The sequence below is a fragment of the Mesorhizobium amorphae genome (genome assembly GCF_014843845.1).
Taxonomy (GTDB): domain Bacteria; phylum Pseudomonadota; class Alphaproteobacteria; order Rhizobiales; family Rhizobiaceae; genus Mesorhizobium; species Mesorhizobium amorphae_A.
This window is the reverse complement of record NZ_JHQS01000125.1, coordinates 39,195-51,536: the sequence shown is the minus strand read 5'-3', so window position 1 is coordinate 51,536 and position 12,342 is coordinate 39,195. Positions and strand designations below refer to the sequence as shown.

Here is a 12,342-nt window from a genome sequence, read left to right as displayed (position 1 = left end):
AAATTGCAATGGCGGCGGCGGCCAACGCCACCGCACAGCCAAGCACCCAGGCCAGCCTCACGCCGTCACCAAGCGCGGCTCGCGCCGGCCACCACACCAAGCTGTCCTCGGGCGGTGAAAGCGCGATTACCCACTCGTCCCGCAGGACCGCCGAACAACTGCTTCGCGCGGTGATGCAGGTCGAGAGCGTTGGCAATGTTCATGCGGTGTCGAGCAGGGGCGCGCGATGGGGCTGATGCAGATCATGCCGGCGACGTGAGAAGAACTGCGGATCAAGTACCGCCTCGGTGCCGATCATTGTCGGCCGCTCGCGCGACGTTGTCACCAGCGTGTTCTTCGGCGATTCGTTGGGCTGCTGGCGCTAGAAGCAACTATCCATGACGGCCCCACAGTTGGGTTTCGAAGATACACTAGCGCGAACGTTCAAAAACTGGTCGCCGGTTGAACGCAGATGGTGCGGAGATCGCTGATATTTCGATCGGAGCACCCTATATGAACGGGACGCGTATCACCGAGGGAGTTGTCTATGTCGATTTCACGTTCGAGCCGGTTTGCCGTTTTGCTTGCAGGGCTGTTTTTGGCATGTTCCATGGTGGCCATGGATCACGCCGAGGCGCGCCGTGGCGGGAGCTTTGGCAGCCGCGGCACGCGCACCTTCCAGTCGGCCCCGCCGACCAGAACGGCACCAAACCCGGTCGCTCCTGTCCAACGCACGATGACCCCCGATGCCGGAACGAACAATGCGGCCCGGCAGACGCAGATGTTCCCGCAACGACCAGGCTTCTTCAACGGCTTCGGCGGTTCGATGATGCGCGGCCTGCTGCTCGGCGGTCTGATCGGAGTTCTTCTGGGCCACGGGTTCGGCGGTCTGGCCGGCATGTTCGGCTTGCTGGTTCAGGCGTTGCTGATCGGCGGCGCGATCATGCTGGCCCTTCGCTTTTTCGGATCGCAATCGGCACGCAGCCCAACGCCCGCCATGTCTGGTGTTCCGCGAGGCCTGGGAAGCTTTGGGCGAAGCGACGCGACCCAGCGCGATGCCGACAACGTCACGTCTTTCGCCATTCCTGGCATCGGGTCTGGATTTGGCAGGACGGCTCAAGCGAACGCTCCCGATGAAATCAAACTGACCCAGACAGACCTCGACACATTCCAGCAAAGGTTGACCGAAGTTCAGGAAGCGTTCGGGCGCGAAGACCATGCTGCCCTGCGCCGCCTAGCGACCCCCGAGATGGTGTCGTACCTGTCCGAGGAACTGGCAGACAATGCCAAAAATGGCATTAGGAACGACGTGTCAGACGTCAGCCTGTTGCAGGCCGACGTGGTGGAAAGCTGGCGGGAAGATAGTCGCGACTACGCGACGGCTGCTTTACGCTATGAGTCTCGCGACGTGACCCGCGATCGCGTCAGCGGCAAGACCGTCGCGGGCGAAGCCGATCGGCCGACGGAAACAACTGAACTGTGGACCTTCACGCGTCAGGACGGCGCGGAGTGGAAGCTCGCCGCAATACAGCAGGCCTAACTGCCCACGCTTTCCGCAGCGGTCATGAATACGAACAACGTCCGATAGAGCCATCGCCCCTAGTCCTCTTCCTGGTCCTTAGGTTCGCCTGACCATACGAGCGAATACGAAGGAAATGGGTTGGCGAACCATCCGCTAACGTATTGATTTCCTATAGGAAACGTTGACCCTCAGCGCCCATCATTATCGTTATTTATCAATGGTTTATTGACCGGTTCGCCAATAGGTTCGCCAAGCTGTGGTTTGCGCGTCATCCCTAGAGAACGGGAGCCGCTCCGAACGCCGAGGAGGGGCGTTGCCCCTGCCGAAGAAATCGCGCGTTTGGGTTTCGGCGCGCGCCGATCCTTCTTAGCGATCCCCGAGACGTCGATGAAAATCGAGGAACACTGCGTTCGTCCATCCAAATCCGCTGACGGAGCCGTAACGATCATCGACCGGTGGAGAGCCCACCTCAACGACGTTGTACTTTTCCCACATAGCCCCAGTTTTCTCGAAGCTAAGGACACAGGTGTCGCACCAGGCGCGCATGATCCGCATTGCCTCCTCACGAAAGCCGTAGCGTTCAAGGCCGGCTACAACGATCCACTGCAAGGGAGCCCATCCGTTTGGCCATGCCCATTGATGCCCATCTCGGGCAGTGAGCGAAGTTGCCAATCCGCCAGGCTGCGAGAACTTCGGCAACCACTCACCTACCATTCGGGTCAGCTTCAGATTGCGAGGCGAGGCCTGACCACAGAGGAAAGAATGCAGCCAGCGTTGCTACGCCATCGCGTTTGCCGGCGACGTAATCGAAATCAAAAAAGAGGCTGTTTCGTCCCACATCAGATCGCGCACAGATGCGGCCCGTGCGTCAGCGGCCGATCTCCACGCGTCGGCGCTCTCGTCATCGCCTAAGCGGCGAGATGCCCACTCAAGGTCGATTTCGCGTAGATACAGGACAGAGTTAAGACAAATCGGAAGGTGATCGAGCCACCTATTCTGACAGCGCGTCGAGCGATCCCAGCCGCTCTCAAAGCTCGCGAGTTCGTCAGTGTAGTTCGCGTCGAAGTAGCGCGACAGTCCAGCATGAACACGCCTGATGTGAGGATGAATTTCGCCAAGCCAGACACTTCTATGCTCGAGAGCTGCGAGGTTCATGGCTTCAGCAAGGAAAGCGCAGGCATCAGCATCGCCACGAGCCTCCTTCGTTTCGAAGGCAAGGCGAAACATGGCAGTCGAAAGTGGCGGCTGGCTGCGTGAAAGGAAATACAGTCGGCTTGCATTGGGGATCATGCCAAAGCGACGCAGCATTGCGACCATATTCTCGGCCATGTCGACGACAAGCTGCTCGCGAGGCGTGCCGCTCAAACCAACGGCCGTGAAATAGCTGTCCCAGTAAAACATCTCCTGAAAAATCGGGTCCTCGGCCGGCGCCATGTAAGGTCGGGGGAGCCCGATCAGCGTGCCTTCGTCAACGGACACGTTACGGACAATCCGTGGCCAATAGGCCTCGATGTAGTCAAGAATTTCCATGCTGCTGCTCTCTTTCATTCTGGAGCGGCGGGATTGCGTTCGCTCACTCCGCGGTCCATCCGCCGTCGACAACCAGTGAGGTTCCTGTGACCAGTGCCGAGGCATCGGAGGCCAGATAAACTGCCGCGCCCATCAGATCCTCCACACGCCCCAGCCGGCCAAGTCTGATCTTCGCGAGGACGGATTGCGAAAAGACCGGATCCTTCAGAAATGGTTGCGTCATTGGCGTCTCGACAAACGTGGGCGCGATCGTGTTGACGCGGATGCCCATCGGGCCGAGTTCCACTGCCATCGCCTTCGTCAGACCCTCGACTGCATGTTTTGAGGCGCAATAGAGTGTCCGGTTTGCCGCACCGACATGGCCCATCTGCGAGGACATGAAAATGATCGATCCTCGGATCGCGTCCTCGGCCATGCGCTTCGCGACAGTCTGGGAGACGAAGAACGAAGCCTTCAGATTGAGATCGAGTACCGCGTGGTAGTCGTCCTCCGTCACCTCAGCGATCGGTTTGGGCCGGTTGGTGCCGGCATTGCTGACAAGAACGTGGAAGGCGGGCTGGACCGCTAGGATTTCGCGCGCCCCGGCGACGTCGGTCACGTCCAGGGTCAGTGGAGCGGCCCGGTCGCCGCGCGCCCTGATAGCTATCGCAACGTCCTCGATCTCCGTGGTGCTGCGGGCCGCAAGAACGACCTCGGCACCTGCCTCCGCGAGAGCAGAAGCCAGTGCCGCCCCGATCCCCCGCCCGGCGCCAGTCACCAGCGCCCGCCGTCCGTCAAGACGGAATGACGGCATTGCGGGCAAGCTTATGGGCGCGGCATCAACCATCATTCGGCGGCTTGCGCATAAGTCACGTTCCTGCCGCCATAGCGTCGCACGCGGATGTTGGCCTGCTCGGCATGGCCGAAAAACCCCTCGAGCACGCACAGCCGCGAGCAGTATTCGCCGATCATGGCCGAGGCTTCGTCGGTCAGGACACGCTGGTAGGTGCATGTCTTCATGAATTTGCCGACCCATAAACCGCCGGTGAACCGGGCATTGCCGAGCGTCGGCAAAGTGTGGTTGGTGCCGATGACCTTGTCGCCGTAGGCAACATTGGTTCGCGGTCCCAGGAAGAGGGCGCCATAGTTCGTCATGTTGGCGAGGAAGTACTCGGGATCGCGGGTCATGACCTGGACGTGTTCGGACGCAATCCGGTCGGCTTCCGCCACCATCTCCTCCTCGTTGTCGCAGACGATGACCTGACCGTAGTCGGCCCAGGCCTGGCGGGCGATCGTCGCGGTTGGGAGGATTTCGAGGAGCCGCTCGACCTCGGTGACAGTGTCTCGAGCCAGACGTTCGGAACTGGTGAGCAGGATCGCCGGCGAATTAGGGCCGTGCTCGGCCTGACCAAGAAGGTCCGTGGCACAGAGCTCCGCATCAACCGTCTCATCGGCAATGACCAATGTCTCTGTCGGCCCGGCGAGCAAATCGATGCCGACGCGTCCGAACAGTTGGCGCTTTGCTTCGGCCACATACGTATTGCCCGGCCCGACCAGGAAGTCGACCGGATCAATCGTGTCCGTGCCGATCGCCATCGCGCCGATCGCCTGAATGCCACCGATCACGTAGATTTCGTCGGCGCCGGCAAGGGCCATTGCGGCGATCACCGCAGGAGCGGGTTTGCCATGGAAGGGCGGGGTCATGGCCACGACGCGCTTCACGCCCGCGACCTTCGCTGTGATGACACTCATATGCGCAGAGGCCACCAGCGGGTACTTGCCGCCGGGCACATAGCAGCCGACCGAACTCATCGGAATGTTCTTGTGTCCCAGCACTACACCAGGAAGGGTCTCGACCTCGACGTCACGAAGCGCATCTTTCTGGATCTGCGCGAAGCGCCGGATCTGTGCTTGTGCGAAGCGGATGTCATCGAGGTCGCGGGGTGCCACGGCGGCGATGCATCCGTCGATCTCAGCCTGTGACAGGCGGAAACTCTCGGGTGCCCATTTGTCGAACGTTTCTGAATAGTGGCGCACTGCTTCGTCGCCGCGTTGCTCGACGGCCGCCAGTACGGATTCTACCGCCGCTTTGACAGAGGCATGGTCATTGACTTTCTGAACCGATGAACGGCCTTCCTTCAGGACACGGATCATTGCAGCACCTCGTTTCAGAAGCCGACGGAGCGGAGATAGGCGAGACTGGCCCGCGCATCGTCCGCGGGATTGAGCGAAATGGTCGGATCAATGTCCTGTTCCACTGTCGCGGCCCCGTCATAACCGGTTTCCCGCAATGCGGTTGCCAGTCCGGCCCAGTCGACAACGCCCTTGCCCAGCGGGCAGAAAATCTTCTGCTCGATAGCGGTGAGAAACGGAATCTGATCTGCAAGTACGCGTTTGTGGACAACCGGATCGATATCCTTGAAGTGGAAGTAGCGTACGCGATGCGCATGCCGGCGGTAGAAGGCGACAGGATCGATGCCCGCATATGCCATGTGGCCGGTATCAATGCAGATACCGACCCGGCTCGGGTCCAGCCGGTCCAGGACGATCTCGATTTCGTCCTCGAATTCGATGTAGCAGCCAGCATGCTGGTGGATGACAGGCATGACCCCGTGTGCGAGCGCGAGGTCGGCGATGCTATCGATCAGCCCGACAAGATGGTCGAGGCGCTGCGCACCGATTGGCTGAGCGAGGTCACGTCGCCCGGCCGTATTCATCCTTTCCGGCGAGATGTGGTCGATAGTGACAAGGTACTTTCCGCCGGCCGCCGCAAGCAGCCGCACCGTGCGCTCTGCAACGTCGAGCACTGATTCAGCCTTCTCCGGGCTATGCAGATCCTGAAACACGAATCCGGCCATCACCGTAAGGCCGCGGCGATCAAACTCGGGCCGCAGAACCGCAGGATCGGTCGGATAGTAGCCGTAGGGACCGAGTTCGGTGTAACCGTAACCGGCCGCGCCGATCTCATCCATCACACGCGGCCATGCCGGGTTTTTGGGATCATCGGCGTAGTCGACCCCCCAGGACACGGGCGCATTGGCAAGTTTGACGAGCATCTGGATATCCTTTGGCTATGCATCCTGCGTCGCCCCGATCGCGGACGAGCGATCCCCCGCATAAATCACATTTTGCATAGCAATGCAATCCGTTCTCTTCGCTTGCCGACGGAGTTCCTTGGATGCGCTCGCTCCCAAGCGAGTTCTGATACATTATCTGGTGGGCATCGCTGAGACGAATAAGTGCAATGAAAACAATTATTTGTATTGAAGCTGGTTGACGCTTGGCGGCCCGCGTCTCTGCCCGGTGATTAAGGCATCAGGCCAGAGCGCTGGCGATTGGCTCTATGCGTTCGGCCATGCAGGAGCGCAATCGGGTACTTTATTCCGAAAAGGCGCACCCAAGAGCCGACAGAAATTCAGCGATTGGGTCCATCAGGGAAGATCTGCGGCGATATATCGTTTTTTTACAATGCGTTGGGAGGAAAATTGCGGTTGCTCAGCATAGCAATGCAAGATTCTTGTTGCATTGCTATGCAAATTGGCGTTTGGTGATGGCACCCCGTCCGTGGCGGGTGGTTTTCATGACCAGGGAGGAAGCCATGCTAAAGAATCTGATGAGAAAGCTTGCACTCGGCTTAGGCGTACTGTCGCTGTCGGGATCTGCCTCGTTCGCCGGAGACCTTGGGAACGTCTATGTCGGCGTCGGGAGCGCGTCCAGCGAGTACTGGGCAGCATTTATCGAGGGGGCAAAGGCTGTCGCCGGATCGAAGGGCAAGGACGTCAATGTTATCGTCAGCGACTTCAACGGGCAGAAACTGCTAGAGCAGTTCGGGGCCGTGTTCGCGACCGGCTGCGAGGGGTGCGCGATCGCCGTCGACCCCGCGTCCAACGCCTTCACCAAAGCGATTGTGGAGCGGGCGCGAGACGCCGGCGCCAAGATCGTCAATCTCTGGAATCGCCCCGACGAGATTCATCCGTGGGATACGGCGCCGGACGCCTGGGTCGCCAACATCTCGTTCGACGGCGTCGATTCCGGCTATCGGAACGGCATGGAACTGTGCAAGGCGCTCAACGGGAGGGGCAACATCGCTGCCCTTCAGGGCATACCGGACAATCCGCCGGCCAAGCAGAGGCTCGCCGGGCTCGAAAAGGCGGTTGCCGAATGCCCGGGGCTGAAACTCGTCGATGTCCAGGTCGGAAACTGGGATCAGACCCAGGGCCAAAGCATCACGCGAGCCTGGCTTACCAAATACGGCAGCGACCTCAAGGGTATCTTCTCTGCCAATGACGGCATGGCTCTCGGCGCAGTAGCGGCGCTACGGGAACAGGGCCTTGCCGGCAAGGTTCTCGTCACGGGTTCCGACGGTTCAAGCGATGTCATGCAGCTTATCAAGTCGGGTGAGATGCTCTCGACGATGTACATAGATGGCTATGTCCAAGGCGCAACGGCCACAGCACTGGCCGTTGGCGTGATCACCGGCGACATCGACCTTGCCAAACTGAAAGAAGAGCAACGCGATTTCTACCTGTCCCAGACCCTGGTCAACAAAGACAATGTCGAGGCGATCCTCAACGGCAAGCACGTTGCAGCCGACTATAGCTACGACAAGGTGAAGGCCAATTTCTGGGCGGCCTCGGTCGGTCAGATCCCCGCCGGTGCTAACAAGTAAGCTGGAACTGGTCGGTCATGACACTCACGCAAAACGCGGGCATCGAAGCCTCCCCGTACAAAGGTGCGGGGAGGCTAGCGGGCCAGCCAAAGGTCGCATCGAGGCTTCGATTTCCGCTCAAGGAACTCGGCCCGGTTGCCACGCTTGCAGTTCTCGTCCTGGTCTTCTCGCTGGCAAGCGCGCAGTTTCTGTCAGCCAGCAACCTGAAGGTCGTTCTTGAATCGAGCGCGATCCCGGTTGTCCTCGTCGTGGGCCTCTCCTTCATCCTGATCCAGGGTTCCATCGACCTGTCGATCGAAGGCGTGATGGCAGCATCGAGCATGCTGGTCTCGCTGCTCATCGCCAACTCTGTGACAGGTTTCGATCTGGGCTGGTGGGCCATTCTGGCGGGCGCCTGTCTTGGCTCAGCGTTTGGCCTGGTCAATGGTCTCGTCTACACATTTCTGCGGCTACCGTCCCTGATCGTCACACTCGCAACCTGGTTTGTCGGACTGGGTATCGCCACATTGCTCTTTCCGGGTAGGCAGCCACAAATTCTTGATGAACGGCTGACGCGTCTGGCACTGGACAAGAGCCTTGGCGTTTCCGCCCTGGTTTTTCTGGCGCTCGCGGTTGCAGTATTTGGCTGGTTTCTCCAGACCTATACCCAGTTCGGGCGAATGTCCTACGCCATCGGCCGCGACGAAAAGGCCACGAGGCAGTCAGGACAGCATGTCCGCTTTCACAAGATCCTGGCTTTCGTGCTTATGGGGCTCATGTCCGGCGTTGGCGGCGTCATGATCTCTGCGCAGCTCGCCGTCGGCAATCCCGCAGCCGGGGAGGGCTTCCTGTTCCCGGCAGTCAGTGCCGCCGTGATTGGCGGAACGCTTCTCAGTGGCGGCACGGGCGGCGTACTCCAGTCGATCATCGGGGTGTTCATTCTCGAGGTTCTGCGCAACGGCATGATCCAGCTTGGAGTCGACCCCTACCTGCGCCATGTGGCCGAGGGCCTCACCATCATCGCAGCCCTGGTCATTGGCAACTGGAGCCTTCGTGGGCGGCTGAGGATCGTGAAATGACCCCGGTTCTCGCTGCAACAAACATTGGCAAGACCTATCCGGGCGTGCGTGCCTTGCACGATGTGAGCGTAGAGTTGCGCCAGAACGAGGTTCTTGGCCTCATTGGCCAGAATGGTTCAGGCAAGTCGACGCTTCTGAAAATCCTTTCAGGGATGGAGCAGCCGACCACCGGGAAGATTCGCCTGCGTGGCGTTGACACCATCGTCAGGTCGCCGCTGGCTGCGGCGAGCATGGGCATCGGGCTGGTCCATCAGGAGCAGTCGCTTATCCCCAATCTCACGGTTGCCGAGAATATCTTTTTCGACAAGCCGTCGCCGCACCGTCGCTTCGGTATCTACAACTGGAGAGGTCTCAATCGGGAAGCTGCCCGACAGCTCGCAAAGCTTGAGTGCGATATCCCTCCCGACATCAAGGTCGACGCGCTGAGCTTTCCGGACCGGCAGATGGTCGAGTTCGCCAAGGTGCTTGCAATCGAGGAACTGATAGATCAGCCGCTTGTCATCCTGTTTGACGAACCAACGTCGCTGCTCAGCCCATCTGAGGTCGAAGATCTGTTTCGCCAGATCAGGCGACTGCGAGCGCGCGCATCGGTCGTTTTTGTATCTCACCGGATGGAAGAGGTCCTGGAAATCTCCGACCGCGTTCACGTCATGGTCAATGGCGAGAATGTCGCGGAAAGAACGCAGGACACCACGAGCCACGAGGAGCTCTACCATCTGATGGTCGGCTCCCGACGCTCCGACGACTATTATCAGGAGAGCGGTCGCGAGCCGGTCGAGGCGTTCGAGCCGCGGCTGGTGGTCGCCGGTCTCACCGCGCCGGGCAGGTTTCGCGACGTATCTCTCTCGGTCAGGTCAGGCGAGATCGTGGCCGTCACCGGTGTGGCAGGCTCGGGTGCCGAAACCTTCTGTCGTGCCATCTTCGGCGCCGAGGACGGTGTGGTTGGCAGCGTCAAGGTCGCCGGCCACGAACTGGGTTTATCCGCAATGCCCGATGAAGCGATACGCGCCGGGATCGGGTATGTCCCTGCCGAGCGGAAACTTGAGGGTGTCATAGTCGGACGCACCGTCCTCGAAAACATCATTCTCACCTTCGGCCCGCAGATGGGACGGATCGGCCTGATCAACCGGAAAAAGGAAACGGCGCAAGCGCTTTCCTGGATCAACCGGCTCAAGGTCAAGACGCCTTCACCCGTCGAATATGTCGAGCGGTTGAGCGGGGGCAACCAGCAGAAGGTTTCTCTGGCCAAATGGCTGATGTCGGATCGTCTCCAGGTGCTCATCCTCGATCACCCGACGCGTGGCCTTGATCCTGGCGCCAAGGCCGATCTCTTCGGCGTCATGAGGGAACTCGCCCGCCAGGGGCTGGCGATTGTCTTCGTCTCGGAAACTCTCGAGGAGACGCTGGGTATGGCGGACACCGTGATCGTCATGCGTGATGGCGAAGTGTCGGCCAAATTTGAAGACCTTTGCCTGCACAAGCCAAGGCCCGAACAAATTGTCGAGGCGATGGTATGAGTGGAGATAGCCCAGAAATTCGCGCTGGCCAGGTTGGCGAACAGAACGCATCCATCAGGCGAATTGAAATTGCCCGTCAGCTCAGGTCAATCGCTGTTCCGGCTATCGCGCTTGCCGGACTGTTCTCGACCATCGCGTGGGTCCAGCCCAAACTCCTGTCGCTGCGGGCACTTGCCGGACTGACAACAGACGCCGCGCCGCTGCTCATGCTGGTCATGGGCAGTGCTGTCGTCATCCTGCTCGGCGGTATCGACCTGTCTGTCGCGACCATGGCGTCGTTTGCGGCGGTCGCCTTCGTCATGCTCAATCCGACCCTGGGGGAATTCGCTTTTGTCGCGGTGCTCGGGCTTGCCGGCCTCGTTGGCGCGCTACAGGGTTATGTTCACCACCGGGCCCAGATTCCGTCGTTCGTCGTAAGCTTCGGATCGCTGGGGATGCTCTACGGGATCACCCACTTCATCTCGAACGCTACCGCCGCCCCATTGTCGCAACCATCCGCCATCATCTCGTTCTTCGGCAGCCGCACGGGCGGGTTGCCGAACGGAGTGATTGTGGTTCTCATCTCGGCCGCCATCCTCGGCGCGCTGTTCCGGTTTACCCGTCTTGGCCGCGAGATCTTTGCAGTCGGTGCTTCAGAACGGGCGGCCCTTCTGTCGGGCGTCAAAACCCTGCGCGTGAAGGTATTGGCCTTCGCTATTTCAGCGATCTGTGCATCTGTCGCCGGTCTGCTCCTGCTCGGGCAGACCGGATACAGCTCGCCTGCAATGGCGAACAACTACCTCCTTCCGGCGATCGTCGGTGTGGTGGTTGGTGGCACTGCCATTTCGGGAGGCATAGGGGGCATTGCCTGCGCCCTGGTTGGTGGACTAATCGCCGGGCTGGTGCGCATCGGCACGGTCATCGTCGGGCTCAATCCCGCCTACCAGAACATCGTTTTCGGCGTGGTCATTGTCATTGCAGTCGCCATAACGATCGATCGCGAGAAGATTGGCATTATCAAGTAAGGCGTCGGAAACAAGGGGAACACATGCCAGGACGTAAGCGGCTGCAACTGGCACTGTTCGGCGCCGGTCGGATGGGCTCGATTCACGCCGCCAACATTGCCACGCATCCTCGTGCGGTGCTCGCCGCAATCGTTGATCCGAATATCGAAGGTGCCCGCGCCCTCGCGGAAACATTTCAGTCGCACGTGCGCTCGGCAACCGACGTGTTCGACGATCCTGCCGTCGACGCTATCGTCATTGCCAGCGCCGCCTCTACGCACCCCGAACTGATTGACCAGGCGTTGGCTCGCGGCAAGGCCGTCTTCTGCGAGAAGCCACTGGCGCGTGATCTCGACACCGTTCGTTCGCTGGTTGCCGCGGTCGAGGCGGCTGGCACACCGTTCCTGCTGGCGTTCAACCGGCGCTTCGATCCGGGTTTCGCGTCGCTGGCCTCGCGACTGCGCGAGGGCAAGGCAGGAGCTCCGGAACTGGTGCTGCTCACCAGCCGCGATCCCGGTCCGCCGCCGATCGACTACATCGTGGCTTCAGGCGGCATCCTTCGCGAAACCACCATCCATGACATTGACATGGCGCGATGGCTGACCGGCGAGGAACCGGATAGCGTCTATGCCGTCGGTGCGGCGCGCACGGACCCGCGGATCGCCGCGACCGGGCATGTAGACACCGTCATGGTTACCCTGACGATGCCTTCGGGGACGCTCGTTTCGATCAACAATTCCTGGCGATCTGCCTATGGCTATGATCAGCGCGCGGAGATTCATGGAGCGGGCGGTATGCTCCAGCTCGGCAATGTTTTGTCTACCCCGGTCACTGCCTGGAACGCCGACGGCGGGTCATCCGACAAGCCGCAGCCCTTCTTTCTTGAACGCTACGCAGACGCCTATCGGCGAGAGCTCGACTATTTCGTGAACCGCCTGGAGGAAGGAGGCGCCATGTCGCCTGGTGCCGCAGACGGTCTGAAAGCGCTCGAGATTGCGGAGGCAGCTGAAGAGTCCATGAGGTCGGGCCTTGTGACAAGGCTGTCCTGAACTCCATCAGCCCTGCACCCGAAGTGCCGTGCCAACCCCTCAGATAGAGGGAGGGC

12 protein-coding genes are annotated in these 12,342 nt (G+C 60.4%); 7 read left to right on the top strand and 5 right to left on the bottom strand.

The window, feature by feature from the left end; translation table 11 throughout:
• Both DH08_RS35915 and DH08_RS32280 read left to right on the top strand, forming a co-directional pair.
• On the top strand, positions 1-236 hold a 236-nt coding region (locus DH08_RS35915), incomplete at its 5' end, for a lysozyme family protein (RefSeq protein ID WP_210328982.1).
• Between the two features lie 290 nt (positions 237-526).
• Positions 527-1,519, top strand: a complete 993-nt coding sequence (locus DH08_RS32280) for a Tim44 domain-containing protein (RefSeq protein ID WP_192183265.1) — start codon at positions 527-529, stop codon at positions 1,517-1,519.
• A 348-nt stretch (positions 1,520-1,867) separates the two neighbouring features.
• Here the strand turns inward: DH08_RS32280 and DH08_RS35910 are convergent, their stop codons facing one another.
• The 5 genes from DH08_RS35910 to DH08_RS32260 form a co-directional block, all read right to left on the bottom strand.
• Positions 1,868-2,215: a trehalase family glycosidase gene (locus DH08_RS35910; protein WP_246801155.1), complete on the bottom strand. Its 348-nt coding sequence runs from the start codon at positions 2,213-2,215 to the stop codon at positions 1,868-1,870.
• A gap of 63 nt (positions 2,216-2,278) precedes the next feature.
• Positions 2,279-3,136, bottom strand: coding sequence for a trehalase family glycosidase (locus tag DH08_RS32275; protein WP_282595070.1), 858 nt, complete (start codon positions 3,134-3,136; stop codon positions 2,279-2,281).
• Positions 3,075-3,860 (bottom strand): SDR family NAD(P)-dependent oxidoreductase, encoded by a 786-nt coding sequence (locus DH08_RS32270; RefSeq protein WP_210328979.1) that lies wholly within the window; start codon positions 3,858-3,860, stop codon positions 3,075-3,077. Before DH08_RS32270 ends, DH08_RS32275 begins: the two co-directional genes overlap by 62 nt.
• Positions 3,857-5,164: a histidinol dehydrogenase gene (gene hisD, locus DH08_RS32265; protein WP_192183264.1), complete on the bottom strand. Its 1,308-nt coding sequence runs from the start codon at positions 5,162-5,164 to the stop codon at positions 3,857-3,859. The genes DH08_RS32270 and hisD overlap by 4 nt, the downstream gene beginning before the upstream one ends.
• A 14-nt stretch (positions 5,165-5,178) precedes the next feature.
• Positions 5,179-6,066, bottom strand: coding sequence for a TIM barrel protein (locus tag DH08_RS32260; protein ID WP_192183263.1), 888 nt, complete (start codon positions 6,064-6,066; stop codon positions 5,179-5,181).
• A gap of 287 nt (positions 6,067-6,353) precedes the next feature.
• Here DH08_RS32260 and DH08_RS32255 point away from each other — a divergent pair, with 287 nt between their 5' ends.
• From DH08_RS32255 to iolG, 5 genes are read left to right on the top strand one after another with little or no spacing between them, the layout of a single operon-like run.
• On the top strand, positions 6,354-7,679 hold the full coding sequence (locus DH08_RS32255) for a sugar ABC transporter substrate-binding protein (RefSeq protein ID WP_246801151.1): 1,326 nt from the start codon (positions 6,354-6,356) through the stop codon (positions 7,677-7,679).
• A gap of 17 nt (positions 7,680-7,696) precedes the next feature.
• Positions 7,697-8,737, top strand: coding sequence for an ABC transporter permease (locus DH08_RS32250; protein WP_192183262.1), 1,041 nt, complete (start codon positions 7,697-7,699; stop codon positions 8,735-8,737).
• Positions 8,734-10,254 (top strand): sugar ABC transporter ATP-binding protein, encoded by a 1,521-nt coding sequence (locus DH08_RS32245; protein WP_120018736.1) that lies wholly within the window; start codon positions 8,734-8,736, stop codon positions 10,252-10,254. Before DH08_RS32250 ends, DH08_RS32245 begins: the two co-directional genes overlap by 4 nt.
• Positions 10,251-11,258: an ABC transporter permease gene (locus DH08_RS32240; RefSeq protein WP_192183261.1), complete on the top strand. Its 1,008-nt coding sequence runs from the start codon at positions 10,251-10,253 to the stop codon at positions 11,256-11,258. Before DH08_RS32245 ends, DH08_RS32240 begins: the two co-directional genes overlap by 4 nt.
• Positions 11,259-11,281: 23 nt before the next feature.
• On the top strand, positions 11,282-12,286 hold the full coding sequence (gene iolG / locus DH08_RS32235; RefSeq protein WP_192183260.1) for an inositol 2-dehydrogenase: 1,005 nt from the start codon (positions 11,282-11,284) through the stop codon (positions 12,284-12,286).
• Positions 12,287-12,342 lie beyond the last annotated feature (56 nt).

Bases quoted from the DNA above. Each gene is read 5' to 3' on its own strand.
- DH08_RS32280 (WP_192183265.1), top strand. From the start codon at position 527: ATGTCGATTTCACGTTCGAGCCGGTTTGCCGTTTTGCTTGCAGGGCTG.
- DH08_RS35910 (WP_246801155.1), bottom strand. From the start codon at position 2,215: ATGGTAGGTGAGTGGTTGCCGAAGTTCTCGCAGCCTGGCGGATTGGCA.
- DH08_RS32275 (WP_282595070.1), bottom strand. From the start codon at position 3,136: ATGCCTCGGCACTGGTCACAGGAACCTCACTGGTTGTCGACGGCGGAT.
- DH08_RS32270 (WP_210328979.1), bottom strand. From the start codon at position 3,860: ATGATGGTTGATGCCGCGCCCATAAGCTTGCCCGCAATGCCGTCATTC.
- hisD (WP_192183264.1), bottom strand. From the start codon at position 5,164: ATGATCCGTGTCCTGAAGGAAGGCCGTTCATCGGTTCAGAAAGTCAAT.
- DH08_RS32260 (WP_192183263.1), bottom strand. From the start codon at position 6,066: ATGCTCGTCAAACTTGCCAATGCGCCCGTGTCCTGGGGGGTCGACTAC.
- DH08_RS32255 (WP_246801151.1), top strand. From the start codon at position 6,354: ATGCGTTCGGCCATGCAGGAGCGCAATCGGGTACTTTATTCCGAAAAG.
- DH08_RS32250 (WP_192183262.1), top strand. From the start codon at position 7,697: ATGACACTCACGCAAAACGCGGGCATCGAAGCCTCCCCGTACAAAGGT.
- DH08_RS32245 (WP_120018736.1), top strand. From the start codon at position 8,734: ATGACCCCGGTTCTCGCTGCAACAAACATTGGCAAGACCTATCCGGGC.
- DH08_RS32240 (WP_192183261.1), top strand. From the start codon at position 10,251: ATGAGTGGAGATAGCCCAGAAATTCGCGCTGGCCAGGTTGGCGAACAG.
- iolG (WP_192183260.1), top strand. From the start codon at position 11,282: ATGCCAGGACGTAAGCGGCTGCAACTGGCACTGTTCGGCGCCGGTCGG.